Below are 25461 nucleotides of genomic sequence, written 5' to 3'. Positions count from 1 at the left end.
TGCATGAAATTAAAACAAAAACAATCGGAACTCCTTCAAATGAAAAAGAATCAGATAATGCTTTTAGCCCTCAGTGGGACTTTGTTGGCATTAGCGCTGATTCAAGGGTTAACCGTTGTTTTTTTGTTGCAGTATGCTCATAACAAGCATGAAATTCATTTTATTCCTCCGCATATTTCTAAAGAGTTCAGCATCTCTCATACAGGTATTTCTGAAAGTTATTTACGCGATATGACCTCTTTTTTGGTGCAACTGCGATTTAATGTAACGCCTACCTCGGCGCACTATCAATTTAATACACTTTTAGGTTATGTGGATTCCTCATTGTACGGAGTGATTCGTGCACAACTGGTTAAGGAGGTGGAGCTGATTCAGCAAGAGCATTTATCCAGTGTGTTTTATCCCATCCTAATTGAATTGGATTGCAAAGGTTTAACTGCCAAAGTCTCTGGCCAAATGAAGCGCTCAGTAGGTGCAGAACTCATGTCTGAGGTCAAAGAAACTTATCTAATCCACTTTGCTTACGAGCAAGGTCTTTTAAAAATAACACGGCTTGAGCGGGTGAACGGATGAAAAAAGCAAGCATCATCGCGTTGTGTCTGACCATAAACGCAAGTTTTGCAGCGCAAATAAAAACGATTATGAATTATGATGAGGTGTCGGTTAATGCATCGATTACAGAACCCAATACTTTATTATTACGAGATGATCGTATTGCACAAATGCAGGCACCGGCAAATACCTTAATTGATGTATGTAATGGTAAACCTAATTGCAAACTCATCGACCAAACAACAGGTGCATTGACGTTTATGCCATCGCCTTTATTTCATACTAGAGCATTTAGTCTGAACCTCACAACTGAGCAAGGAAATTTCTACACAATTCGAGTAACTCCAAAACCTATTTCCTCACAAACGATTTTACTCAAAACGTACCAAAAGCCTGTGATTCCCAAAGTGCCCCAACTGTCTTTCTATGAACAGAGTTTACTTATTTTTTTGCGCCATTTGGTGAATGAACGTATTCCAGAGGGTTTCACTCAAGTCACTAGCAGTAAGCCAAAATTATATAAAGGACGATTCACGCATCTTCGCTTATTGACTACGCTCACAGGCAATCAATGGCAAGGAGAAGTCTTTGAGCTAACCAACACCTCACAGCGTCCCATTGACGTTAAGGAGTCTTGGCTGAACTGGAGCAAAACAAAAGCAATAGCCGTTGTTAGTCATCATCTTTTGCCGCGTCAATCAACTCTTGTTTATAGGATAAGTACTCATGTCCATTAAAATCAAAAAACAACAATGGTGGGCTTTAGGTTTAATCTCTGGCTCTTTAACAATTGTTTTGGGTGGGTTGGCTTATTGGAGCTCAAAATCCTCCGAAACTCCATCAGAAGAGAAACCTAAGTACCACAAGCACCAGCTAGCAAGTCCCGTGTCTTCGGCAACGCGAGAGGCCTATTGGATTGAGAAAACACAAAATGCATGGAAAGCACAAGTGCAAAAAAGCCAACAAGTAGACAAACACCTTAAAAATTTAGGTGACGAAAAAAATCGTCAGCAAAAACAAATTCAGTCGCAAGAAGAACAACTCAAAGAACTGAAAGCTATTGTAGTCGCGTTACATGAAGAGGTTAAAACCACACAAGAGGTGATGAGAAAAACCAAAAATGAATCGCCTGAAATGACCGAAGTGCAACAGTCTTCTTTGTTAGCGGCGGATTCAGGCTTTATTAATTATTCTGCCAAACTAAACCAAATCAAAAAACCTCGAGTAAAAACATCATCCAATTACGTGTTTTCAAATACCTTCGCTAAAGCCAAAGTATTACAAGGTGCTGATGCTGCCGCAGGGGTGTTAAGCCAAGCGAATCCTGATGTCATGATTCTACAAATTATTGATGATGGCGTCATGCCTAATGGTTATCGTGCGCCTCTGAATGGGTGTTTTGTCAGTATTTCAGTAGTAGGCGATATTTCTAGTGAACGTGGTAAAGGACGAACCGAGCGTTTAAGTTGTATTCATCCTAATGGCACCATTATTGATACCCAAGTTACGGGAATTGTATCGGACTCTAAAAATGGAATTCGTGGTCGTCCAGTCTGGCGTGATGGCCCTATGGCGAGAAAAGCATTTTGGGGGAACTTTTGGGAAAGCTTAGGGAGCATTGGCCAACGTTATGCATCCGATTACAGTACATCCCCATTAGGTTCTATAGAAACTATTCAAGCACCTAAGATTCCTTTAGCTGCAGTATCCAGTGGAGGTGCTGGAGCGGCCAAAATGTATGCGCAATACACCATCAAACGAGCGGAATTGTATCACCCAGTCATCGAGCTGCCCCCTGGGACTATTGTGGATGTGACTTTTCTTAAAGGGTTTTGGCTCGATGGAGGAACAGATACTCAAGAACCAGCGGTTCAAGCTTCACGTGAAGCACCTTCCGTCAATGAACCTGTTGTTTCTAGTGAGGAGCGTGCTGCCCAGCAATTTTTCAACCAAAACCATTCTTTTTAATGGAGTACATCATGAAGGCAGTTATTTATTGTTTCTTAGCAAGCAGTGCTTTACTCACAGGATGCAGTACATTGAATGAGAATTTTGATTGTCCATCACCGCAAGGTGGCTCTTGTAAACGCATGGATGAAATTTATGATGAGCTCAATGGTACAGAAAGACATAGACAAGAGGTTGTTCGTATACAGAAAGCGCCTGGAGCAATGAAAATTTGGGTAGCACCTTATCAAGATGAAGAAGGGAATTATCATCCTACAAAAGCAATTTACAGCACGCTTTCCGAGGTGTAATTAAATGGTTGCTTCCTTGAAAAAAACAGTTTCAAAATGGAGTTCTGTAACCAGCAGTTTTTTTGAAACAGTACGGGATGAATTGGGTTTTGCAGATCAAGATCAGTCACCAATTATTGATGCTTTATTTGAAGCCTACAGTCTTGCCCACTATTTACCCGATGAAGTATATGACGTAGAAAATGACATTTATCCTTACCAACAGGCATCTCATATGATGTTTGAGTGCAGTACATTGATTGGGGCGAGCGAAGAAACGGTCAATTTACTCACCAGTATCTTAACGGATATTCTGCCTCCAGAAAGTATTTTGCATACCTTATTTTGGGCTTCTCCCAAAATTGGTCCTATGATTGATGAAATGGAGCGTCAACGAAGCCAAGGCTCCGAGGTGCTCAATGAATTAGCGAAACGCCGAGCTCAGTTTTATCGAGAAGGAGTTTATGGTTCATTGACTCGAGAAAGTCATTTTATGTTGCGTGATTTTCGCCTGTTTTTGTGTGTTTCGGTCCCACGTAAGAGCTTGGATGAAGATCGCACATTGCTTACCGTGTTACGTGAAGACATCACTAATAATTTAAGATCAGCCAATATTGCGTGTATGCACTTAACGGTTGATACCATTTTAAGCTTAAAAAGAGAATGGCTCTATCCATCACAAAGCTTGTATTCCGAGGAGTTACGCTACGATTCTAATACTGAGTTACGCTTTCAAATTACTGATATTGAGGCTCGGATGCGGGTGAAGGTCAATCATATTGAAATCGAGCGCGAAGACGGTGTTGGTGCGATTAAATGTCTTTCAGTAAGACAATATCCGAAAGCCCCTATGCAATGGCAAATGGGTGATCTGTTTGGAAAAATGTTTAATACAGCACTCCAAATCACCTGTCCTTTTCTCTTTAGTTTCGCGGTAAAAATTAAAGACAAGGAAAAAGTGATGGCCCTTTTGGATGCAAAATACGCCGATGAAGGTCAAAATGCAAAACAACCCTTTATTGCCAAATGGGTTAAGAATTTTAATAAAAAATATGCGGAAATTGAGGAGCTTCGTGAGCGTTTAAGTAGTGATGACTCGCTGGTTGATTCTTTTTACAACGTTATTTTATTTACCACTCCCGAACAATTACGCCGTGATGTCCGCCGTGCTCAAGATGTGTTTCGTGCCAATCAGTTTGATTTACGAAGCCCATTGGGTTTGCAGCTTCAAACCTTACTGGCATCTCTTCCTTTTGCACCGGCTGAAGGTCTATTTGATGATTATAAAGCTTTTGGTCGTGTCAGAGCGTTAACCAGCTTTAATACTGTGAACCTTTTACCTATTCAAGGTGAGTGGAAAGGAATAGGGCGTTTTGCACAAATTTACCCGCAGCGCCGAGGCCAATTCAGCAGTATTTACTTCTTTGACAATGTGGTTCGTAATTTTAATGTGGCCATTATTGCCCCACCAGGCAAAGGTAAGTCCTTTTTAATGAATGACTACATTCAAAGCATGCTTTCTCAAGGTGGTTTTGTGTACATTATTGATGTAGGCGGCTCTTATGCTAAATCGTGTGAAATTTTAGACGGACAGCTTATTGATTTTAACCATGAACGGGCATTAAGTCTTAATCTTTTTTCAACAATCGATGCAGCATCTAAAAACGACAGTGCGTTTAAAGAGGTGCATAATCAATTAATCCAATTGGTAGGTATGATGGCGCGTCCCTCTGGATTGATTAGCGATGAAGAACGCCATCATATTGAAAAGGCCATTGAGCTTATGTGGCGTAGGCATCAAAATGCAACGACCATCACTTTAATTGCTCACTATCTTGAAAGTCATCAAGATCCCATTGCTCAAAACTTGGGGAGGCTTTTATACAGTTATACAAAAGATGGACGTTACGGTACTTATTTTGAACCTCCATGTACGCTTAATTTCCATAAAAATTTGGTCATTTTGGAGCTAGGTGGTTTGGATGGCAACAGAGAGTTACAGCGTATTGTCTTAAAAATATTGATGTATCAAATCATCAATGTCATGTATTACAAGCCTTTGCACATTCCCAAAACCTGTTTGATTGATGAAGCTTATGATTTGCTAGCTGATGACGGCAAGGGAGGTAATGCTAATTTTGCCAATGAAGGCTATAGACGTGCGCCTAAATATGGAGGCAATTTTATTACTATTACTCATGGTTTGGATGACTATGAGAATAATTCCACTGCTAAAATGTGCTACGACAATGCTTATTACAAAATATTTCTCGGTGCATCTAAAAGTACCATCGATGTCTTAAAGAAAAGCAATCAATTGGATGCTTATGGGGAGCGCCTCCTTCGAAGTTTAAAAATCACCAAAGAATATTCTGAGTTTTTACTGATGTGCGAGGAGCAATTGACTGTTCATCGTTTGATTGTTGATCCTTTCTCGCGAGTTCTAAATACGACACGCGGAACGGAAGTTGAGGCGATTAAGCGCTTAAGGACACAAGGATATTCATTAATTGAAGCCATTAACCACGTTGCGAAGGAGGTTTATGGTGAGCACATCTAAAAATCTGTTTATAGGTCTTTGTGTGTGGACAATTACTTGGATTTTTCTGTTTTATAAGCAATCGGCTCCAGAAATAGTCACCGTTGATATTGCTGTAATTACAGAGTCTTTTATCAAACAAGAAGCGCAAAAAAATTTGTCACCACAAGAGAAACAACAAGCAGTGAAACGATTTTCCTTTCAATTAGAACACGCGCTTGGTGAGCTCGTTCATGCTCATAAGCACTTCATTATAGTTCCCAAGGAAGCCATTCTAAAGGGAGCAAAGGATTGCACGAACCAGGTAAGGAACCTCATGCACTTGGAGCCTTAAGTGATGAGATTTGTTTTTTTATTAATGGGCATTATGACTTGTTTTATGGCGCAAGCACGTGATTTTGGTGTGGTTGGGCAAACTTATACTATCCTGGAAGAGGATTTTTTAAAGTACATCGAGAAAAAAATTCAAGCGATGCAAGCCAATGGACAATGGCAAACACTTGAAACTCGATTTCAAAAGCAGGCTATTGCCCATTTAGAGCGTCCTACATCACATTCTTTGCCGCGTGCTCTAAAGGATAAAACGTATCTGTATGATCCTTCATTTACCGCACCTTTTGATGTTTGGGATACCCAAGGGCATCTTCTGGTTAAAAAGGACACGATCATTAATCCTTTAGAGCGTATTCATTTAAGCAGTACCTTGCTCTTTTTTAATGGAGACGATAATGAGCAATGTGCCTGGGTGCTACAACAAGTTCAAAAGAAAAAAGCAGTCAAATTAATTTTAACTTCGGGTTCGATTAAATCAGCAACTCATTATTTTAAACAAGCAGTGTATTTTGATTTAAATGGCTTTTTAGTAAATAAGTTTCAGATAAGGGCCTTGCCTGCCCGAATAAAGCAAGATGGAAATCGCCTGCAAATTCGTGAGGTGAAGTTATGAGATGGTTTTCATTGTTAGGTGCGGTGTTCTTATCAGGTATGGTACAAGCAGGTTCTTGCCAGGGACATTTTGTGAACCCTATCACCGATGTGTGCTGGTCATGCCTGTTTCCTTTAAGTCTGGGAAGCCAAAAATTATTTTCCTCGAACCAATTACCAGATACCTCTAATCCTAATTTGCCTATTTGTGAATGTCCAGGAAATCCATTGCCGCGAATTGGCTTAACCATTGGTTTTTGGGAGCCTGTAAATTTGGTGGATGTAACACGAACTCCTTTTTGTTTGGTGAATTTAGGCGGTATTTCTTTAAATATGGGACAGTATTATCGTAAAGGCGGTGTTGAAACCAGTAGTCACCTATCTAATCAATCTTTTTATCACGTGCATTGGTATCGTTTTCCCTTGTTGTATTGGCTAAATATTTTAACTGATGGTCTTTGTGTGGAGCATGGCGATTTTGATATTGCTTATCCTTCTGAAGTCGATGCGATGTGGAATGATGATGAGTTAGGGTTCATCATTAATCCTGAAGCCGCTTTATTTGGCAGTTTGTCTGCACAAGCTGCGTGTGCCTTAGATGCCAGTACCGCATTAATAAGTAGTCCTATCGATAAGTTGTTTTGGTGTGCTGGCGCTCAAGGCAGTATGTATCCCTTAACAGGACATGTTCAAGAACATGTCGGTGGGGTTCAGGCTTCAGTCCTTTTATCTGAGCGGATGAATTATAAGATGCATCGCCAAGGTCTAGTGGAAGACAGCAGTGGTGCTGATAATAAATCCATTTGCCATAAGCATTATGCTCCCATTTTACCTAAGTCTCGCTATCGCTATCAGATGGTGAATCCTCTACCCACGGCGCACGCATGTTACCCCTTAGGTCGGGCGACTTCGATTTGGGAGGCAGGGCATGAATATCCGTATAAAGGAGAAGATTTTGGGTATTTGATTTGGCGCAAACGTAATTGTTGTGCTTGAGCGGGGTTTGTGATGCGTACTTTATTTTTAATTTGTTTAACGTGTTGGGTATCTATAAGTCAATCTCAAGAAGAGAACATGATGATTCGTGCACTGCAAGAACAATCGATTGCTAATGCCAATCGTTACACCAATGAGGTGCAACACATAGCACAGAGTAATTTTCGGCAAGATTCAATTAAGGATCATTTACAAAAAGTGGGACACATCTTGGTATTTTTATCTTTTTCAATGCCTGAGCAAAGTTTGGAGGTGTGGCTTAAGCAGTGCAAGCAACAAGGGGCAACGCCAGTAATTCGAGGATTAATTCATAACTCGTTTAAGGATACCTTACAAAGAGTATCCGTTTTAAGTGAAAAAACCGGTATGGGTGTACAGATTGATCCTATTTTATTTCAAATCTTTAGTGTTACTCAAGTGCCTTCAGTGGTCACGATTAAGTCCTACCACTATTGTCCTAAAAAGGCTAGATGTAAAGAAGTCTCTTTTAACAAAATTTATGGCGATGTGACTTTAGAATATGCATTGCAAAAAATGAAGGGGCTGTAAGAGATGAAGCGAATAGTATTCCTAATGAGTATTTGGACTTTTTCGGTTTGGGCTGCTGATTTAAATAAGGCCTATCAAGAGGGTTCACAAACGGCAACATCTCATGCGAATCAATCCACTGAGTTGTTAAAGTCTTTAAATCTTTCCGAGTTTCCTGGTTATGAATCTCATGTACCCCAAGAAAATTACTATCAAGGAGTAACGCAACAAGGTACGCGATTAGAAGCAGATGCTCAAAAACCCAATGAGTTAAATCAAGAAGTACAACAAAGTTTTAATCAGCTTCCATATTACCAAATGAACATGCAAACGGCTCGAATGCAGCAACTAAACCAAATTGCAGAACATGGCGATGAAATCATGCAGGGAAAAGATACACAACAAACCAAGTGCTCTTTACAACCCAAACAATGTCAGTATTCATGGCAAGAAAAAACGTGTCGTGTCGGAAAGCAACTTGGTACTCTAAGTTGTATCCAACAACTGCATATTGATTTGCTTCATCATAAAACGGAACAATACACACTGTATCTTCGAGCCACGAAGCATCAACTATCTTATAAGATGCAAGTGAATTGGTCACAGCCTAACACCTGCAAACAAGGAATAATTCCTTGCTACATTTTGTATAAAGACGGCAAGGAGGCCTTGCCTTCTGCATTGAATGCGGATTGTACCATGGTGAAACTAGGTGTTTCCGATAGCAAGGGGTATACAACACTTCAAGAGAAACCTACATGCCAAAAGAACTCATTTACTTTATCTGTAGGCAAATGCCGTTTAGGTTACTGTCAGGTTCCTTATACTCACTCAGTAAATCTTTCCTGGGAGGTCTATCAAGGACAAGAATATTGGGATGATCAATGTACCAGTTTAGTTCAGCAAGAACAAAAAGGCAGTTGTCATCTGAAAGAAGCATTAAAATGTATTGAATCCAATCAAAAACGTATCATTGGTGAACTTTCTTATTTTCGCGCTTGTTGGAAAAAGAAAGCGGTGTATCAATGTGGTCAAAGTAATACAGAGTCCTGTGATGTTTTAAAAGCTCAAGGTTGTGATCAAATTAATTCTAGGTGTGTGGAACAACAAGAGTCCAAATGTGTGCTCTTTGAGCAGAGATTTCAATGTCCCATAAAGCAATGTACAGACAATCAACTTATTTGTGGTCAAGAGGCCTTTTGTCTTGATGGCAATTGCAGTGCTCATGACTATCAACCCTCAAACGATGCAGATTTTAAAAAAGCTATTGCTGCTTTGTCTGCGGCCTCGCAAGCTCCTCAAGAGTTTAATGGAGCATCCAATTTTCTTTTTAAAGGCCAGAAATTGGAATGCTCTGATGATATGATGGGCTTTAAAAACTGCTGTCGCGATTCAGGCTGGGGCATTGATTTAAATTTGGCTCATTGCACCGATAGTGAAAAGCAATTAGGCCAAGCCAAAGAAAATAAATTGGTGGTCGCCACAGGCAGCTATTGCTATAAACGTGTTAAGTTACCAATAGGTTCGGTATGCAAATCCACTCATAAAACTTATTGTGTTTTTCAGTCTAAATTGGCTCGGATCATTCAAGAACAAGGACGTTACAAACAGTTACATATCGATTTTGGCCATGGGAAACACTCCAATTGCGTAGGTATTACCCCCCAACAATTACAATTGATTCATTTTGAATCAATTGATTTTTCAGAATTTTATCAAGATATTCAAGATAAACAAAAACAACCGGATTGGCAAAAAACCACCAAAGGCATTAGTCAGCGAATCAATGATTTTTACCAGCAGGGAGAAGTCAATGGCTAAATGGTTTTTATCTTTTTTACTCAGTATTAATACAGTTCATGCGTCACACTTTTTAAATCACCATGAAGAAGGGTGGTATTGGCACAATGAGTGTGTCGAAAGAGAAAAAAAAGAACTCAAAGCCACTCCTGAGCTATCCCAATCTAATCCTGAGAAAACCTGGAAATTGATAGGGCAAATGGTGGAACAGTCACGAGCTCGTGCTATTTTAAATCCTAGCGTACACAACATTACTCAGGCAAGACGCATGCAACGCTTGATGGTGGCACAAGCCAATTTATTTTCTGAGCGTTGGATGCTTGATCTACTTCTTCACCCCGAGATGGATGAAAATCTAACCAATCCCAATAACAGTGCCGGACGAACCTTATACCATGAGCAAAATAGCTTACTAAAAGAAAAAGTCATTGCGCAAATAAGTCAAAAATCCGGTCTCTTTTATTTTTATAAAGGAGGTGAGCCTTATAGTGAACGAATGGCTGAAGTCGTCCGTGATTTTGCAAAACAACATCACATGCGCTTAATTCCAGTAGCCATGGGCGCACAGTTTTCACCTCTATTTCCAGACTCTCAAACGGATTTAAGTTTAGCACGTCAAATGAAGGTGAAACATGTTCCAGCAGTATTTGCTATGAATCCCTACACACAAACCATGATGCCTATAGCTTATGGTTTAGTGAGCCAATCGGAGTTAAAAGAAAATCTATTTCTGGCTACTCTATCCTTTCAATCAGGAGCGACTTATGAGTCTTAAACAGATATTGATTTTAGTTCTCAGTCTTTTTTACTCCTCTTGGTCTTTAGCAAATGATAGAGAAACTCTGAAACATGCCGCACAAGAACAAGGTTTATTTTTCTTTTACAGCTCCAGTTGTCCCTATTGTCAACGCTTTGCACCGGTACTCAAAGAATTTAGCGAACACTATGGTTTTAAAGTACTGGCGATTTCTGTGGATAGGGGCTATTTGCCTTCGTTTCCTGATGCCGAATTGGATGAAGGACAAAAGAATCAATTTCAGGTTACGGTATTGCCCTCCCTTTTTTTAATAAATCCCTACAAAGAACAAGCTGCTTTAGTTACAGAAGGAGCCTTAGAGGAAGAAGAGCTATCACGGAGAATTTTGAAAATCATTCATTTGCAAGTACAGAGGTAACATATGAAAAAAACCTTGGTTGTGCTTTGCTTTCTAGCTTTTCAGGTAGAGGCTAAAAATATAGGTGAGGATTTAAATCATTATTTCAATGCACTAAATATGGGGGCAAACATCACTCAACCGCATGCTTATCAAGCACAACGTGCCGGATTTTATACCGGTGGAAGCCTCTATGCGCGAAGCACCGTGCGCAACGTGCAATTTATGCGGGTGAATTGGCCTAAAATCTCAGTTGGATGTGGCGGTATTGATGTAACCTTTGGTGGATTTTCTCACATTAAAGGCAGAGAGTTTGTTGATTTTACCAAAAATGTTTTAAATAACTCTCAAGGTTTGGCATTTCAATTGGCTTTAGAGCAAGCCACGCCACTTTTAGGGAATGTTGCTACCAAAATGCAAAACGTGGCGACCTGGATTAATCAAACCAATTTAAACTCGTGTCAGACGGCAGAAAGTGGCGTACTAGGACTTTGGCCACGAACACGCCAAGCACAACAACATGCCTGTCAGAATATAGGTCAAGCTAAAAATATTTTTTCCGATTGGGCTGAAGCACGCCAAGGTTGTGGTAAAGGTTCTGGTAATTACGATTACGATCGGGTGATTGATGAGAATAGCAGTAATGATGAAGTCATCGATAACACCAATCTGGCTTGGAATGCACTCAAGAAAAACGGATTATTTTCCAATGATAAAGAATTGGCTGAGCTCATGATGAGTCTGTCTGGTACCTTAATCATTACGCGTGATAAAAGTGGCGTGCACTTTCAACGGTTACCCTCATTAATAGCCAATAAAAATTTATTAATCACACTTCTTCGTGGCGGAGAAGTATCTCTTTATCACTGTGATGAACCAATAAAATGCTTACAACCCGCTTTAAGTAAAGTATCGATTGACGCAAGCCATGGCCTTGAGTCCAAAGTCCGTGAATTGATTTTGGATATGGCAACAAACATCAAAGAAAATGTGGAGCAAAGTGCGGTGGTAAAGGGGCTTATTGAGGCTACCCAATATCCTATTATGAAAATGGTCAGTGTTCAGCTTGCTTTTGTAAAAGACAGCGCCATGATGGATGTGACGCGTTATTCTGAAGCAATCGCAATTGACATTTTATTTCAATACTTAGGTGAAAGCCTGCATCTGGTAAAGCAGGCGGTTAATACTCAGTCTTATCCTCAAAGTTTGATGCACGAATTTCAACAAGATTTAACGGAAGCTCGCAAAGAGTTATTGCATGTTGAAACCAGTGCTCACGAGCGTATGAGTAGAACCCTGCAAATGATTACTGAAACACAAACTATAGAACGCATGTTGGTGGGGGAGTTTTCTTCGGAGCTTTCACAGTCGCTTAGTTGGGCGAATCAATTAAGATGAGGATATTATGGCCGTAACTCTACCAATTTACACAATTACGGGCGGTGAGCTAATTCGTGCTTTTTATAATTCTGTAGCCGGTATGTTTCAGTATGCGGGAATTATTGGCTTATTTAAAACTGCTGTTGCTCTGGGGGGTATTGTCACTGTAGTTCATTTTATTGTTTTTCGAGATGCCAAACGGATGTTTCTTTTTTTACTTAACTATACCTTTGCCATAGCCTTTATTTTAACCCCGAAATGCACCGTACACATTGATGATCGCACCGATCCGCTGAGTAACTTATCAGTAGATAATGTGCCGTTAATTTTAGGTGTTTTAGGAAGTATTAGCTCGCAATTGAGCTCTCGTATCACCCAAACCTTTGAGCTTTTTTTTCATTCCCCCAACGATATGAATTATAGCCAAACGGGGATGATCATGGGGGCAAAGCTTTTCTTATCAGCCAGCCAAATTAAAATTACCGATCCCAGCTTTAATGCCAACATGCAAAAATTCATGCAGCAATGTGTTTTCTATGATTTGATGTATGGGCGCTATACATTAAAGGATCTCAATACTGCAGCAGATATTTGGACTTTAGTGAAACAAAACGCATCCGTTGCCCGAGGATTTATTTACGATGGTTCTTTTAAGTCATGTATCGAAGCCGCTTCCTTATTAGATAATGCTTGGAATAGTGTAATTGCTGACGCTAAAGCAAAATATGCGGGTTTTGCCTTTGGTAATCGTACCGATACCTTAGCCAATTTTGAAAAATATTTACCTCAAGCCTATCAACATTTAACGAATTTATCGTCTGATGCCGCCAGTATTATTCGTCAAAATATGATGGCTAATGCCATCCGCGATGGAGTATTTGCAATGGGGGCTCGCCTTAATTCAAAAGCAGCCATCGAGAGCTTTTCACAAAGCAGGGCTTCTGAAAAAATTCCTGCTGCCTTAAGTAACATTGGATTGATGTCAGCCTATTGGTTACCCATTATCCAAAGTGTTGTATTTTGTATTGTGATCGGTTGTTTCATCTTTGTGTTGTTTTTTATCCCCTTTCCTTTTGGCTTTTCCTTTTTGCAGTTTTATATCACGTTATATATTTGGCTTGCACTTTGGGCTCCTATCGCCACTGTAATTAATTACATCATGACTATTGTGGCACAATTTTCTCTTTCTTTTGCATCGAACGGGGCAACAACACTGAGCTATCAAACAGGGATGAATCAAATGTATGAACATTTGGCGGCTGTGGGTGGCTATTTGGAGCTTGCTGCAATTGGCTTAAGTTATACCTTGATTAGCAGACGTATTGATGGATTGATTGGTGTTGCGCAACAAAGCGGTGGTGTAATTAGCAACGCGGCGACTTCCGCAGCTGAGGAAGTACAAACTGGAAATTACAATTATGGTAATACCAGTTGGGGCAATCAACACAGTTTTAATACGAATGCCTATCACCAAGATCAAAACGCGCGTATTTCTATGGGTAATGTGGAAACCAGTCTGGAGGGGGGCTCTATTGCCCGCATGGCACGAAATGGCAGTGAAACCTTGAGTATGGCTAGTGCCACATCACATACCCCCTTAAACATTCAAATGGGGGAAAGTACACGGACAGCGTTTTCGCAAATGTCGGATAAGGCATTACAAACGGCCTACTCTCAATCAAATGCAGCATCGGAGCAATACGGCTCATCACTTCGCAGTCTAGTGGAGCTTGGTGAGACACAAATGCATACCGAACAAAGTGGAGATGGGTATAGTATTTCTAATTCTTCTGGGTTTAATCAAGCAGCCTCTAAGGTATCCAATCTAGTAGATCATTTTGCAAAGGATCACAACCTTTCCCATGATGAAGCAGTTAAGGTGCTTACTGCGGCCAGTATTGGCGGTAGTGCTTCTGCAGGTGTAGGGGGTAATTTTAAAGTATTTAAAGGAGGGCTCGAGGTTAATGGGAATGTACGATGGGAACGAGATAAATCGCATTCAACTCAAGAAGCACATTTGGTGAATGAAGCACAACGTTTTACTGAAGAAAATCATTTTAATGATGTCGTTAATCAAGCACGGCAAGCTACAAAAGACACCCATTTTAGAACCTCTGATGATAACAATGCTCGACTAGCCGATAGCTTTAGTACTGGATACGACAAATCTATGCATTACCGAGAAGAGGCTCAAGCAAGCCTCACTCAATCAGAAGGGTACCATAAGCAAGCCATCTTAGCTCAAGAACAAATCGCATCCATTAACTTGGATGCTCAAACTGGATTTATAGATTGGTTATCACAACATCGCGCACCAAATAGTCATGGTGCTATAGGGCTTCAACAAGCTGAATGGATGATTCGTCACGATCCAGAAATGGCGCAAGCTTATGCCAGACAATACGTGACTGAGAAAACGGCTCAATCTGTACGCCAATTTCAACGGCAGCATCCTATAGATGAAAACCAAATACGACATGCGTATCAAAAAAATCAAGGATATATAGAACGTAATCAAGTTGACTCAAAGGGCTCAGAATACAACCAAGCATTTCAAGAACAAGCCAAATCAATCCCAGTGAGGCAGGTAGATACCAAAGCACGTCAGGAAGTGGATCAGGATAGGAATTATGTGCATCAAGAAATTAAAGCTCGTAATCAAACTCTAATTAAGGGTGGGGAAGAGGTTATGCGAGGGGTGATTGTTACTGAGGCAAATATTAAATAAATCTTTAGTATTCAAAATAGTTAAGTTTTTTTAGTGAAAAATAAAATTCGCTAGCCTGAGGAAGCACCTTATATGTGTTTTTGATGGCCAGATTGAATAATTGAGATGGTTTTTTAATGTTTTTTTGTTATTCTTTTCATCCCCAATTAGGGCACAAATACGAATGCCTAATACATAGGAGAATTGTAATGAAAGCATCTTATAGAGATCATTTAAAATCAAAATTCAAACCCACTTTTTTCGGCTTATTCGAAACCCAGTATGATTCTTTGCTCAAAAATGTCTCCGCCTACATATATAATGATACTGTTTATAATCCTCCTGCTATTACTGGATGCAGAGGACCTGTTTCTGGAGGATATAAAAATATAACTTTAGCTCAGATCCAAGGAGAATTTGATGCATATGGATATGACCCAAAGTTGCAAGCCGAATTGCTTGCTAGGATAGAGAAATATGTTGTCGATTTTGAAGCGTCTACGGTATTTATACCTACTCAAGAACAAAGTGAGCGTTTATTCACTGTACGAAATTATTTTCGAGACCATATCAAAGAAGCTACGGCTAATACAATTCATAATGATTCCATCTATACACCAAGATAATATTCCTCTTTGCAGGGCGCTACAAAGTAGCGCGCTATATAGTGAATGATCGGGATGAATTAAGTCCAAGAGTTTGAGCCAAAAGGATTACCTCTACAATCCATTCCTGAGCTTCCACTCATAGGTAAACCTGAAGCTGGATTAATGCTCATCGATGGGCTTGAGGATGAAGATGTAATGCGATGAAGTTCATGGTCTCCCCAATACTGGGTGTTTGTTGGGGAATAACAATTGGGTTCATAGGCTCTCTTATAGCCTAAATCCATCAATTGTGTGAAATCACCAAATGCGTAACCTAAAGCAAACAAAAAGAGAGGAGGAACAATCGAAACCAAACAACTTATGGCAAAAAAATCTTTTGGCCGATCGGTGAATGGGTAAATATCTAGGCAATACAAGATGCTTATCCCGATGAAGCAGGTTAAAAGACCAATACCAATTGCAACAAAGCGAACTTTTTTTCGTTCGGCTAAGGACAGCTCAGAGAGTGAATGGATTTGTCTCATGGAAAACTCCTTTTTATGAATTTCAGTATAACCTGGATCTTGAATGAAAGGCAGAAGTACATGGCAAAAAATCCAACTAAATTATTTATTCGAGGTGGTCTACTCTTTTTACATAACGTGCGAATGTTTACGCAAGTAGGTAAAAAAGTATTTTTAGCGATGATCCTGATAATCGTTTTGACCATACCGTTATTTTTTATGCTGCATACCAGCTCGTATCAACGCTATTTAGGCGTCATCTACGTTAAATCTGAGCTGATTTTGTTAGTTCAATATCAAGCCAGAATTAAGGTAAAGATGCCTACTGGTGAAACTTATTCTTTATTTTGCGAACGTGTAGTGCATTCTTCTTTAATTAAAACAAATAATCAAAAGCTATTTGAAGCGTTTCTAAAAAGTTGCATTGATGCATTAGTAGCCGCGGCATTAAGTGTGGTGTTTCTGGTGAAATGGTTACAAAGGCGAGGAGAGCATCAGAGTAAAACCAAAGTTATTCGTGGAAGCCAACTTGTTGAGGCAGCAGAATTACAGAAAGAAATTAAAGAAAAAGCCCAAGTTTCTCCTTATCCTGTGGCAGGTATTTATTTACCTCACGGTTCAGAGACGCAACACATTCAAATGGTAGGTACTACGGGTTCAGGGAAAACGGTAGCGATTCGGGAGTTATTAAACATTATTCGGGAGCGAGGAGAACGTGCCATCATTTATGATAAAGGGGGTACCTATTTATCGCGATTTTACCGAGAAGGTAAGGATGTTATTTTAAATCCATTAGATGCGCGAGGCCATGCTTGGAATATTTGGGCAGAATGTGAGGATAAAGCGGATTTTGAGGCTTTAGCAGAAGCTTTAATGCCGATGCCAATTAATAACACCATGGATCCCTTTTGGGTCAATGCAGCGCGGATGATTTTTGTTTCCACAGCCAATGAGTTGAAAAACAATCCTAAACGTTCGAATATTATGTTACTGCAATATCTTTTAACCGCTGATTTAAGCCGTATTTATGATTTATTAAAACATACTGAAGCAGAGTCGTTAGTTTCTACTAAAGTGCAAAAAACAGCTTTAAATGTCAAAACGGTGATGGCTACCTACCTTAAATCATTAGTGTATTTGCAAGAAGAGGGTGAGATGTTTTCAATACGTAATTGGATTTTGAATGAACAACAAAATAACTTTCTTTTTGTAAGCTCTGATGGACGCAAACACCCTACATTGAGACCATTAATTTCTGCATGGATTAACACAGCAACTAAAGAAATATTGGGAATGCCTGCTGATGAAAATCGGCGCATCTGGTTTATATTAGACGAGCTGGCTACCTTACATGCCTTGCCTTTTTTAGAGTCGGTGAAATCAGAGAGTCGCAAATTTGGTGGTTGTTTTATTTTAGGACATCATGGCCCCTCTCAATTACGTAAAATTTATGGACGTGAAGGGGCTTCCATATTATCTAACCTATGTTCCACACGATTGTATTTGCGCTTACCAGAACACGATGATGCAGAAGTTGCATCGCGCAATATCGGAAGCTATGAAATTGATGAGGTTAATGAGTCCATCAGCTATGGAGCAAATACAATGCGTGATGGAATTTCAGTCTCAAGACAAATTAAAGAGAAACGTTTGGTATTGCCGAGTCAAATTCAAGAGCTCAATGATTTGGAAGGTTACTTGCGCGTTAAAGGCAAATTTCTTGCCGCTCATGTGCAGTTAAAGTATGTTGATTATCCTATCAAGAATCCAGAGTTTGTTGCTCGTAGCCTTGAATCTGATCCTTTGCGCCAAAATATAGAGGGGTTAATTGATACATACAACGATCCGCTTTTGGCTTGTACACATGAAGCAACATTGAACGAACAGCGAGCGGTAACAGAAAAAGAAGTCATGGATTTTTTATAACCTAAAATTACGAGGCTCTATGCTAAGCATCCAACCGTTGGAGAGTGCAGAAGGAGCTGCTTCGTATTACCTTGATGTAGTGAATTATTATGCGCAGGATTCTAAAAGTATTCGCTGGTTAGGCAGTGGTGCAAAAGAGTTGGGTATTAATGGCCAAACTGTAGATAAAGAGCAGATGTTGACGTTGCTTCAAGGCATTTTGCCTGATGGTCGGCAATTAGGCCGAGTAGATAAAGATGGAATACACCATCGCCCGGGTTTTGATATGACCGTGAGCGCACCTAAATCTTTTTCTATTTTACTAGAAACAGGTGCAGATCTCAGGCTTGCACCAATTCTTGATGATACTGTTGATTGGTTTGTATCCGAAATGGAAAAAGAGTTTGCGCAAACTCGCCAAGTTGTTGATGGAGAGGTGGAGTACGTTAATACTCAAAATCTTGTGGTTGCAGCCTTTCGCCAACCCAATTCCCGCGCTAATGATCCTCAATCCCATGTTCATTTAGTGGTGCACAATATGACCCATTGCCAGGATGGTCAATGGCGATCTCTTGCAAGCGATATGGAAGGACATAAAGGGGTTGTTGAGCAAATTATGAGACATCAAGTCTATGGAGGTCTTAAATTTCGTAATAAATTAGCTAATACAGTGAAGGGATTAGGGTATGAATTAGTTTCAGATCATGAAGGTCTTTGGGAAATTAAAGGGGTTCCAGAAGCATTAATGACTCATTTTTCCAAACGCCGTGGAGACATTGAAGCATTATTGGAAGAAAAAGGGTGGTCTGGTTCTAAAGCTTCTTCTATTGCGGCACAAAAAACCAAAATGGATAAGGAGCTGATTGATATAGATAGCTGGCGCAAGGATATTTTACAAGAATGCCATGAGCATGAATTTGATCCGCATCATTTTGTAACCACAATCACCCAAAACAACACTTTCTTAGTGAAAACCCTTAAAGAGCGGGTAATGGAATGCTTCTACAATAAAGAGCAGCGCCAAATGCAGCAAGCTCAACAGGCTGTTTATGTGGCTATTGAATCGGTTAGCCAGCAACAAGCTGTTTTTGATTGGCGAACTTTAAAAAAAGAGGCATTAAAATACAGTATTGCTGGTCATCATATTATTGATGAAGAATTCATCAATAAAGCAATCCAAGAACAGATTAAAACACAAAATTTATATGAGGCCATTCATCCTTATACGAAAAAACATTTGTTAACCACTCCATGGCAATTGACCTTAGAAAGTGAATCGATTGCTTGTATTGAGCAGGGTAAAAACGCGATTGATTCTATTTGCTCGAAACAAAAGGCCTCGGAATTTATTCACTCGAAAGAAAATGAATTAGAGTTTTCTTTATCTGCTTCTCAGAAAAAGGCCATGATAAGCTTTTTAACAACCAAAGATCGTTACATCGCGATTCAAGGCTATGCGGGTACGGGTAAGACAACGATGTTACGCCTTACCAATGAACTGGCTTCTCAGCAAGGTTATACAATTCGCGGCATTACAGCAGGATCTTCTGCAGCACATGAGCTTTCAGTAAAGGGAGGATTAGATGCTACTACCTTTGCAAGAGAGTTAGGCCGATTACAACAACAAAAAGAAGATTTAAGTAAAACTATTTTTGTGGTTGATGAAGCTTCGATGTTGTCTAACCCTCAAGGCCATAAAATCATAAAACTTGTTGAGCAATTTAATACACAATTAAAAATTATTGGTGATAAAGCCCAACTTCCTTCACCATCGAGTGGTCGTTGGTTTTCAGTAGTTCAAGATTATGGCATTCATACGGTGACGATGACCGATAATCTACGCCAAAAAGATGAGCAACTTAAAGAATCGGCTTTGCATGCCAGTCGTGGAGAAGTGTATGATGCTGTAGAGAAGTTAACACATGTTCATACAGAGGCAACCTATTTAGAGCGAGTTCAGTATATTGCTAAGCTTTGGTTGTCTTTAACGCCTTCAGAACGTGATAATACCTTATGTTTTGCGCCTACTCATCGTAATCGCCATGATATTACCGTAATTCTACGGGAAGCATTACAACAAGAGGGGCAGCTTACAGGGGCCACTTATCAGCAAGCCGTCCTTAAAGAGCGCAATCTAACCAGCATTCAATTAAGAAATTCCATGTATTATTCATCACAAGATGTGATTCGTTTTAATACTCCTATCCCACGTTATCGTATTCAAGCAGGAGATTATCTTTCAGTTAATTCATTAAGTGATCAAAATAAAAGAAAAAATACCCTATCACTAAAACGCGCTAATGGCACATCAGTTACTTTGCCCTTGGCATCACTACCTAAATTTAAAACCCACCAAAAAGATTTAGAGCGTCCCATCGAGGTGTATCAGCAAGACCAATTACAATTAATGGTAGGGGATAAAATCCAGTGGAAACGAAACAGTGAACTCCATGGAATACGTAATTCTGAGCTGAGTACGATTAAAGCAATTACTTCAAACTTGATGGAGGTAGTGCAGGATAATCAAAAAGTCATTCAATTAAGCCTTGATGCCCCTGAGCTTAAACACTTAGACCATGGTTATGTGTTAACGACTTATGCAGCACAGGGAAAGGATAAAAAGCGAGGTATTGGGTTGATTGAAAGTTTTAATCGATTTTCTACGACCATTCAAAATTTTTATGTGGAAATTACGCGCGCTATTGAGTCAATGACTGTAGTAACCGATGACAAAGATACGATGGTCAAAGCAATTACCTGTAATGATGCTGAAAAATCATCTGCTTTGGAAATGGTATCTTCCGACACGCTTAAAGCACACGAGACCAGATTTAAAAGCAGATTGAATCTTCGTGAGGTTGTTGAGAAAAAAATAACTAAAGAAACCGAATGGAATAACCTAGAACGAAAAGTCGCAGCTTATTTGCACAGTAAACAAGAGAACAAAGCGCCTGTTTCTGCAAAAATAGCCTATGATATTGTGTATGATTCAAAGCTATATTTCTTAGCCAAAGAACGTCTTGGTTTTAAATCTGGGACTTATCGAGCAGATGCACTGCGTTATCAAACTTCCAAACTTTTTCATTCATTAGATTCTTCTGAGAGGTACGCTTTTTCCACAGTACGCCAATACATTGCTTTAAACCAACGTATTGCGCAAAAGACGCAACATAAAACAATAAGCCATTCTGTGCTATCCAACAAAAAGGAATTAAATGCGTTAACCGTGCAACGTAATCAAGTTGCAGCAATGATTGTAGTGGATTTGGAACGCTTTAAGCCTTATTTAAAACACTATTCAATTGGTGAGCTGAATCGAATTGGATTGCCACAGCATGAATACCGACAGGGCGAGGAAGCGGCTGTCAAAAATTTGGAAAATTTATCAAAGCATGCCCAATTGGATGGGTTAAGAAAGCAAGTAGTTGCCTATTTAAATAGCGAAGGGCAGGAAAAAGAATTTCTTGCAGTACAAATCAAACGTGAAGCAAAATTAGCACATCCTTTAATTTTAAGTCATGCACAAAGTCTGAATCAAAAACCGCAACTTCTTTGGCAAGCAATTCATCAAGATGCCCAGATTCATCGTGACCGATTATTTCGAGAAGCTTTAAACCCCTTGGCAAGAGAGGCTTTTGATAAAGCAAAATCTTATAAGAAAATTCAAATACAATTAAAAATGCATTGGGCAGGGGGGCTAAAAAATCCTAATGCTTTAAACGATGTATCTCAAGAGCTTTTAATTGAGCGCAATAAGCTTGCAGAACAATTACTTCAACATCAGCACGTTAATGATGTTTTGGATTATTTTAAACTGGATAGGGATAAGCTGGGGCAACACAAAGAGAAACATGCCTATAGAGCAAACATACAGAGTTTTGTTCAAAATACCAGTAATTTTAAAGCACGTCTGGAAGTGATTGAACGCATTAAAGAAGATATAAAAGGACATTATCCCTTCATTCATGAAGCGAGTTTAAGCCCAAAGTTACTTAGCAAATACGGTCAAGTCGCGGAACGACAGGAGCGGTTAAGGAATTCGTCTTTAGCCGAACGTAAGAGTTACCAAATTTTTTTACATTATAAAATGGAAGGAAAAAATGCCTATAGACAATGGCAAGAGGTACATCAAAATAATCAGAGCTCACAACAGCACGGATTAATTAAGAAAGCGATGAGCCATTCAGCAGCTCGGGATGCTTTAGCCTATCAATTCGCAAAATCACCTTTTATTAACTCCATTTTGAGTGTTGAAGGAGGTAATAAAGACAAAATACTGGCCCATAGCGCACAACACGAACTTAAACTAAAGGAGCTTAAACAATTAAATAAAGCACTTCAAGTGCATGCCAACCAGTTTCTTTCAATCCATGACAATGATTCAAAGGAAGAGGTTATGGCTTGGCAAAATAATTGGGCACAATTAGGAAAACAAATACAGCGTGTAGCACATCATGAAACTTATAAGTGGGCATTGAAAGAGTGTTGGCTTGATGTTAGCCGCGTGAATGAAATTAATAAGGAGCTTGCAGAACTCTATGATTACAATCTAGATGCAATAACTGCACCTTCTCGTTCAGTCACATCGAAGCACCTTCAACGGTTTGATAAGACATCAAAAAAATTAGATGCCCAGACCATCAATGAAGCGCTGATGGTGGAGCCCGAACGAACTTACAAGGCCATATGGGGTGAACCTAAATTACAAAGTGCAAAAGAGTTACGTTACGGTGGTGGCTTAATTGTGACCTTAAAAGGTAAAAGCAAAGGTTTATGGTACGACTTTAGTGATGGCATTGGCGGTTCACCGATACAAGCAATTATGAAAGAACACAATATTCCTTTTCCAGAGGCTTTAAAAAAAGCGTCAGATTTACTTGGATATTATCCTATTGAAGCAAAGCCTACTTTAGAGAAACATTATTCATTGCCTGATGATAAAGAACTGGAAAATAAAATTCGTGCAGCACAAAGTATATGGAATGGTGGTATTCCAATTAAAAGGTCGATAGCTGAGCGCTATTTAAAGAAACATCGAGGTATTGATCATGCTAAAGAAATTGAGGCACGTTTTTGGCCAGCAGGCGCTCCATGGACAAATTACAATGAACAAGGAACATTAGAGCAAAAAACAAATAAAATACCTGCTCTTCTTTTTGCGGCTCGAAATAAACACGGGGAGCTCACTGGTGTACAACGTATTTATCTTGATGCAAAAACAGCGAAGAAAAATGTGTTTTTAGAAAATGCTAAATTATCTAAAGGAATTATTGAGGGAAGTGCAGGTCTAATCCAAAAAGGCATGAAAGGTTCTAGATTGTACATTGCTGAAGGCCCAGAAACTGCTGCATTTGTTGCAATGGCCGATAGAAAGGCTACGGTATTAATCTCTTTTGGTATCTCTAATATTAAAAATATGAGTGGCATAATTCAAAAATATAAGCCCAAAGAGGTGATATTGGCTGCTGATAATGATGGAAGTAATTCCAAGTCGAAAGAGATGGTTTGTAATGCGATTGAGCTCTTAAAGGCAAATGGGATTGAGGCCAGCGCTTTATTTCCTGATGCGCTACCAGGTAAATCCAAAACTGATTGGAATGATATACTTTTAAACAAAGGGGTTGGAGCAATACAAAAGCAATTATTAGTTCCTAATTTAAAAGAAGAGGCCCTTAGACTCAAAGATTATATTAAACCTCATGATTTAGCCAAGCCCAATTTTAATAAATCTATCTCATTTGATGTGACCAAAATAAACCAAGACTTGGAGGTAAGCCGATTGTTGGATAAAAATAGTCTGAAAAATAATTCACTACCTATTGAACAAAATCTCATTAAAAGAGAGCTTGATTTGGAAGTGGGATAAATTTAATAGGATTTCTCTTATTAAAATTATCCGTCATATACTAGAAATCACTATAGCAATTGTTCATTGTATTATCACAGTAAAAAAGAAGAAAATAGTTGGAGTCAAGACTGTTTTTTTATTTGGGGTTTGTTTAAAATAGCCAGGTATTTATTTCTTATACCCCTTTTATCCTGTGGATATTTTTCATACTAAATAAACTTATCACAATCATCTAGTGCTCAAGCTCCTTGTTTTATATAGTTTATTTGCTTACGATAATCAAAACTCCTTTCTTAAGTTATACACAATTTCTGTGGATAAGTCTGTTTATATTCTGTCAAATCCTATATAAAAATAGAGGTTAGTTATATGTTTCTTTATTGCCCAATGCTTGTGAGAAAATAAGCTACACTTTTAAAAAAAAGAGTGGATAAAACTATGTGCGGTCGTTTTGCTTTTATTGCCTCTTATGAGACCTTAAAATACCAATTGCACCTCACTAATGAGGTTGAAATTACCCCACGATTCAATATTGCACCAGGGGCTGAATTGGTGTGTCTTGTAGAAACTCAAACTCATGAAGTTCAAAGTATGTTATTGCGCTGGGGGTCTTGTTCCTTCTTAGGTAACGGATAGAAAAAAAATAGGAAGCCTTATTAACGCACGTGCCGAAACTCTTTTTGAAAAACCAGCATTTCGAAATGCGGTGAGATCCAACCGTTGCATAATGCTCATGAGTGGATTTTATGAATGGCACCAAGAAGGACGATGTCAAACAACCTTATGTCTTTCAATAAAAGAATCATGACTTACTGGCTGTAGCCGCTCTTTGGGATACCTGGCAGTATGAAGAAGTAATTCATTCTTGTTGCCTGATTACTACCGATGAAAACCCCTTTATGATGCCCGAGCATCATCGGATGCCGGTCATTCTAGATGAAGAGGCACAAGCTATTTGGCTTAATAACACCCAATGTGATAAAGGAGGGAGGCAAAGCTAGAGTTTTAGATTTAATTCAAAATAGTTTATAAACTTTGTGCATAAATCAAAGCTCATTTTTCTTATTTATTAGAATTTCTGACAGGACTGTAGTGATTTTTGCAATCGATATTCATTGTAAGGATTAATTTAGTGGATTTGCATGCCCATTTCCTCGGCTTTTTGCATTTATTAATTCCATCATGGATATATATTTAAGAGCTAAACAAAATTTTATAACTATAAAAACTTACTATACTTAAGGGAGAAAAAATTTAGTAAGGAAAATTGTGAGTAAAGATTTTTTACAAGACTTACGAAAGAGTAAAATACCTTCACCAACTAATCCCAATTTCAACTTAGATGAGTGGCAAAAACATATTGATGTATATGATTTAAAAGATAAAAAATCTCTTATGATTCACAGTGCAGGAGTAATAATTTATCAACAATTGTTAACAATAAAAAAATATTACAAAGAACTAGTTAGCAATAATGTAAATAAAAACGATTTGATACCAATTCAATACATTATTGGAAGAGTAAACAAAGAAAGAATAATTTTGGAAAATAGTTTCTTATCAAATAATTCTTATAACTTTAATTCGATCACTAGTGTCAATCATATCAATGGAAGTGTCAGTATTATCGAGAGTGCTAAATTCGTCTTAAATTATTGGCTACTCCCTGACATGAAATATAAAAAATCAAATGAATTGGTTTTAGATCAACAAATAACATTATCTTCTTTTCAAAATGTTTATGAAAATCTTTGGCTAGGAACTTTATATGGATCTTTAG

The 25461-nt window shown here is 38.9% G+C and carries 22 protein-coding genes; 21 read left to right on the top strand and 1 reads right to left on the bottom strand.

The annotated features are described in order from the left end of the window. The first annotated feature begins 3 nt into the window (after positions 1 to 3). From traE to EKG34_RS17085, 15 genes are all read left to right on the top strand, one after another. On the top strand, positions 4 to 573 hold the full coding sequence (traE, locus tag EKG34_RS17155) for a type IV conjugative transfer system protein TraE (RefSeq protein WP_080619766.1): 570 nt from the start codon (positions 4 to 6) through the stop codon (positions 571 to 573). Then, complete coding sequence (gene traK, locus EKG34_RS17150) at positions 570 to 1289, top strand: type-F conjugative transfer system secretin TraK (RefSeq protein WP_080619767.1); 720 nt, start codon at positions 570 to 572, stop codon at positions 1287 to 1289. Before traE ends, traK begins: the two co-directional genes overlap by 4 nt. Continuing rightward, the gene (locus EKG34_RS17145) at positions 1279 to 2520 is read left to right on the top strand and encodes a TraB/VirB10 family protein (RefSeq protein ID WP_080619768.1); all 1242 of its coding nucleotides are present in this window, start codon (positions 1279 to 1281) and stop codon (positions 2518 to 2520) included. The genes traK and EKG34_RS17145 overlap by 11 nt, the downstream gene beginning before the upstream one ends. Positions 2521 to 2531: 11 nt before the next feature. Next, positions 2532 to 2810, top strand: a complete 279-nt coding sequence (locus EKG34_RS17140; RefSeq protein ID WP_165391556.1) for a TraV family lipoprotein — start codon at positions 2532 to 2534, stop codon at positions 2808 to 2810. A 4-nt stretch (positions 2811 to 2814) separates the two neighbouring features. Continuing rightward, complete coding sequence (gene traC / locus EKG34_RS17135) at positions 2815 to 5349, top strand: type IV secretion system protein TraC (protein WP_080619770.1); 2535 nt, start codon at positions 2815 to 2817, stop codon at positions 5347 to 5349. Then, complete coding sequence (locus tag EKG34_RS17130) at positions 5333 to 5662, top strand: TrbI F-type domain-containing protein (protein ID WP_080619771.1); 330 nt, start codon at positions 5333 to 5335, stop codon at positions 5660 to 5662. The genes traC and EKG34_RS17130 overlap by 17 nt, the downstream gene beginning before the upstream one ends. Positions 5663 to 5665: 3 nt before the next feature. Continuing rightward, on the top strand, positions 5666 to 6274 hold the full coding sequence (gene traW, locus EKG34_RS17125) for a type-F conjugative transfer system protein TraW (RefSeq protein ID WP_080619971.1): 609 nt from the start codon (positions 5666 to 5668) through the stop codon (positions 6272 to 6274). Next, on the top strand, positions 6271 to 7248 hold the full coding sequence (gene traU, locus EKG34_RS17120) for a conjugal transfer pilus assembly protein TraU (protein WP_080619772.1): 978 nt from the start codon (positions 6271 to 6273) through the stop codon (positions 7246 to 7248). The genes traW and traU overlap by 4 nt, the downstream gene beginning before the upstream one ends. Positions 7249 to 7260: 12 nt before the next feature. Continuing rightward, on the top strand, positions 7261 to 7797 hold the full coding sequence (gene trbC, locus EKG34_RS17115) for a type-F conjugative transfer system pilin assembly protein TrbC (RefSeq protein ID WP_080619773.1): 537 nt from the start codon (positions 7261 to 7263) through the stop codon (positions 7795 to 7797). 3 nt (positions 7798 to 7800) lie between these two features. After that, positions 7801 to 9597, top strand: a complete 1797-nt coding sequence (gene traN / locus EKG34_RS17110) for a type-F conjugative transfer system mating-pair stabilization protein TraN (RefSeq protein WP_080619774.1) — start codon at positions 7801 to 7803, stop codon at positions 9595 to 9597. Beyond that, positions 9590 to 10351: a type-F conjugative transfer system pilin assembly protein TraF gene (gene traF / locus EKG34_RS17105; RefSeq protein WP_080619775.1), complete on the top strand. Its 762-nt coding sequence runs from the start codon at positions 9590 to 9592 to the stop codon at positions 10349 to 10351. Before traN ends, traF (EKG34_RS17105) begins: the two co-directional genes overlap by 8 nt. Beyond that, the gene (gene traF / locus EKG34_RS17100; protein ID WP_080619776.1) at positions 10341 to 10751 is read left to right on the top strand and encodes a conjugal transfer protein TraF; all 411 of its coding nucleotides are present in this window, start codon (positions 10341 to 10343) and stop codon (positions 10749 to 10751) included. The genes traF (EKG34_RS17105) and traF (EKG34_RS17100) overlap by 11 nt, the downstream gene beginning before the upstream one ends. 3 nt (positions 10752 to 10754) lie before the next feature. Beyond that, positions 10755 to 12128 carry a conjugal transfer protein TraH gene (locus EKG34_RS17095; protein ID WP_080619777.1) on the top strand — a complete coding sequence of 458 codons (1374 nt, stop codon included), beginning with the start codon at positions 10755 to 10757 and terminating at the stop codon, positions 12126 to 12128. A gap of 7 nt (positions 12129 to 12135) precedes the next feature. Next, on the top strand, positions 12136 to 14838 hold the full coding sequence (locus tag EKG34_RS17090; protein WP_080619778.1) for a conjugal transfer protein TraG N-terminal domain-containing protein: 2703 nt from the start codon (positions 12136 to 12138) through the stop codon (positions 14836 to 14838). A gap of 188 nt (positions 14839 to 15026) precedes the next feature. Further along, a complete protein-coding gene (locus EKG34_RS17085; protein ID WP_080619779.1) occupies positions 15027 to 15443 on the top strand; it encodes a hypothetical protein in 417 nt (138 codons plus the stop codon). A gap of 59 nt (positions 15444 to 15502) precedes the next feature. On the opposite strand, the gene EKG34_RS17080 is transcribed toward EKG34_RS17085, so the two are convergent. Next, a complete protein-coding gene (locus EKG34_RS17080; RefSeq protein ID WP_080619780.1) occupies positions 15503 to 15949 on the bottom strand; it encodes a hypothetical protein in 447 nt (148 codons plus the stop codon). A 60-nt stretch (positions 15950 to 16009) separates the two neighbouring features. Here EKG34_RS17080 and traD point away from each other — a divergent pair, with 60 nt between their 5' ends. The 6 genes from traD to EKG34_RS17060 all read left to right on the top strand — a co-directional run. Continuing rightward, entirely contained in the window at positions 16010 to 17854 is a 1845-nt protein-coding gene (gene traD, locus EKG34_RS17075; RefSeq protein WP_080619781.1) for a type IV conjugative transfer system coupling protein TraD, read from the top strand. A gap of 19 nt (positions 17855 to 17873) precedes the next feature. After that, positions 17874 to 23699, top strand: a complete 5826-nt coding sequence (gene traI, locus EKG34_RS17070) for a conjugative transfer relaxase/helicase TraI (protein WP_080619782.1) — start codon at positions 17874 to 17876, stop codon at positions 23697 to 23699. A 420-nt stretch (positions 23700 to 24119) separates the two neighbouring features. Then, positions 24120 to 24317 (top strand): SOS response-associated peptidase family protein, encoded by a 198-nt coding sequence (locus EKG34_RS19065; RefSeq protein ID WP_223800024.1) that lies wholly within the window; start codon positions 24120 to 24122, stop codon positions 24315 to 24317. Positions 24318 to 24324: 7 nt separating this feature from the next. Further along, positions 24325 to 24489: an SOS response-associated peptidase family protein gene (locus tag EKG34_RS19060; RefSeq protein ID WP_396426638.1), complete on the top strand. Its 165-nt coding sequence runs from the start codon at positions 24325 to 24327 to the stop codon at positions 24487 to 24489. Between the two features lie 4 nt (positions 24490 to 24493). Next, positions 24494 to 24682, top strand: a complete 189-nt coding sequence (locus EKG34_RS19055; RefSeq protein WP_396426637.1) for an SOS response-associated peptidase family protein — start codon at positions 24494 to 24496, stop codon at positions 24680 to 24682. A 268-nt stretch (positions 24683 to 24950) separates the two neighbouring features. After that, positions 24951 to 25461 (top strand): hypothetical protein (locus tag EKG34_RS17060; RefSeq protein ID WP_130560098.1); only part of this gene is annotated, 511 nt, incomplete at its 3' end.

Origin of the sequence: Legionella longbeachae (assembly GCF_004283175.1) — a bacterium.
Taxonomy (GTDB): Bacteria; Pseudomonadota; Gammaproteobacteria; order Legionellales; family Legionellaceae; genus Legionella; species Legionella longbeachae.
The sequence above is the reverse complement of the archived record's forward strand: the minus strand, read 5'-3'. Positions and strand labels throughout refer to the sequence as shown.

What these genes read in the sequence shown, in the direction of transcription:
- traK (WP_080619767.1), top strand. Translation starts at nt 570, where the DNA reads ATGAAAAAAGCAAGCATCATCGCGTTGTGTCTGACCATAAACGCAAGT.
- EKG34_RS17080 (WP_080619780.1), bottom strand. Translation starts at nt 15,949, where the DNA reads ATGAGACAAATCCATTCACTCTCTGAGCTGTCCTTAGCCGAACGAAAA.
- traC (WP_080619770.1), top strand. Translation starts at nt 2,815, where the DNA reads ATGGTTGCTTCCTTGAAAAAAACAGTTTCAAAATGGAGTTCTGTAACC.
- trbC (WP_080619773.1), top strand. Translation starts at nt 7,261, where the DNA reads ATGCGTACTTTATTTTTAATTTGTTTAACGTGTTGGGTATCTATAAGT.
- traU (WP_080619772.1), top strand. Translation starts at nt 6,271, where the DNA reads ATGAGATGGTTTTCATTGTTAGGTGCGGTGTTCTTATCAGGTATGGTA.
- traF (WP_080619775.1), top strand. Translation starts at nt 9,590, where the DNA reads ATGGCTAAATGGTTTTTATCTTTTTTACTCAGTATTAATACAGTTCAT.
- EKG34_RS17140 (WP_165391556.1), top strand. Translation starts at nt 2,532, where the DNA reads ATGAAGGCAGTTATTTATTGTTTCTTAGCAAGCAGTGCTTTACTCACA.
- traI (WP_080619782.1), top strand. Translation starts at nt 17,874, where the DNA reads ATGCTAAGCATCCAACCGTTGGAGAGTGCAGAAGGAGCTGCTTCGTAT.
- traF (WP_080619776.1), top strand. Translation starts at nt 10,341, where the DNA reads ATGAGTCTTAAACAGATATTGATTTTAGTTCTCAGTCTTTTTTACTCC.
- traD (WP_080619781.1), top strand. Translation starts at nt 16,010, where the DNA reads ATGGCAAAAAATCCAACTAAATTATTTATTCGAGGTGGTCTACTCTTT.
- EKG34_RS17090 (WP_080619778.1), top strand. Translation starts at nt 12,136, where the DNA reads ATGGCCGTAACTCTACCAATTTACACAATTACGGGCGGTGAGCTAATT.
- EKG34_RS17095 (WP_080619777.1), top strand. Translation starts at nt 10,755, where the DNA reads ATGAAAAAAACCTTGGTTGTGCTTTGCTTTCTAGCTTTTCAGGTAGAG.
- traW (WP_080619971.1), top strand. Translation starts at nt 5,666, where the DNA reads ATGAGATTTGTTTTTTTATTAATGGGCATTATGACTTGTTTTATGGCG.
- EKG34_RS17145 (WP_080619768.1), top strand. Translation starts at nt 1,279, where the DNA reads ATGTCCATTAAAATCAAAAAACAACAATGGTGGGCTTTAGGTTTAATC.
- EKG34_RS17085 (WP_080619779.1), top strand. Translation starts at nt 15,027, where the DNA reads ATGAAAGCATCTTATAGAGATCATTTAAAATCAAAATTCAAACCCACT.
- traE (WP_080619766.1), top strand. Translation starts at nt 4, where the DNA reads ATGAAATTAAAACAAAAACAATCGGAACTCCTTCAAATGAAAAAGAAT.
- traN (WP_080619774.1), top strand. Translation starts at nt 7,801, where the DNA reads ATGAAGCGAATAGTATTCCTAATGAGTATTTGGACTTTTTCGGTTTGG.
- EKG34_RS17130 (WP_080619771.1), top strand. Translation starts at nt 5,333, where the DNA reads ATGGTGAGCACATCTAAAAATCTGTTTATAGGTCTTTGTGTGTGGACA.
- EKG34_RS19065 (WP_223800024.1), top strand. Translation starts at nt 24,120, where the DNA reads ATGTGCGGTCGTTTTGCTTTTATTGCCTCTTATGAGACCTTAAAATAC.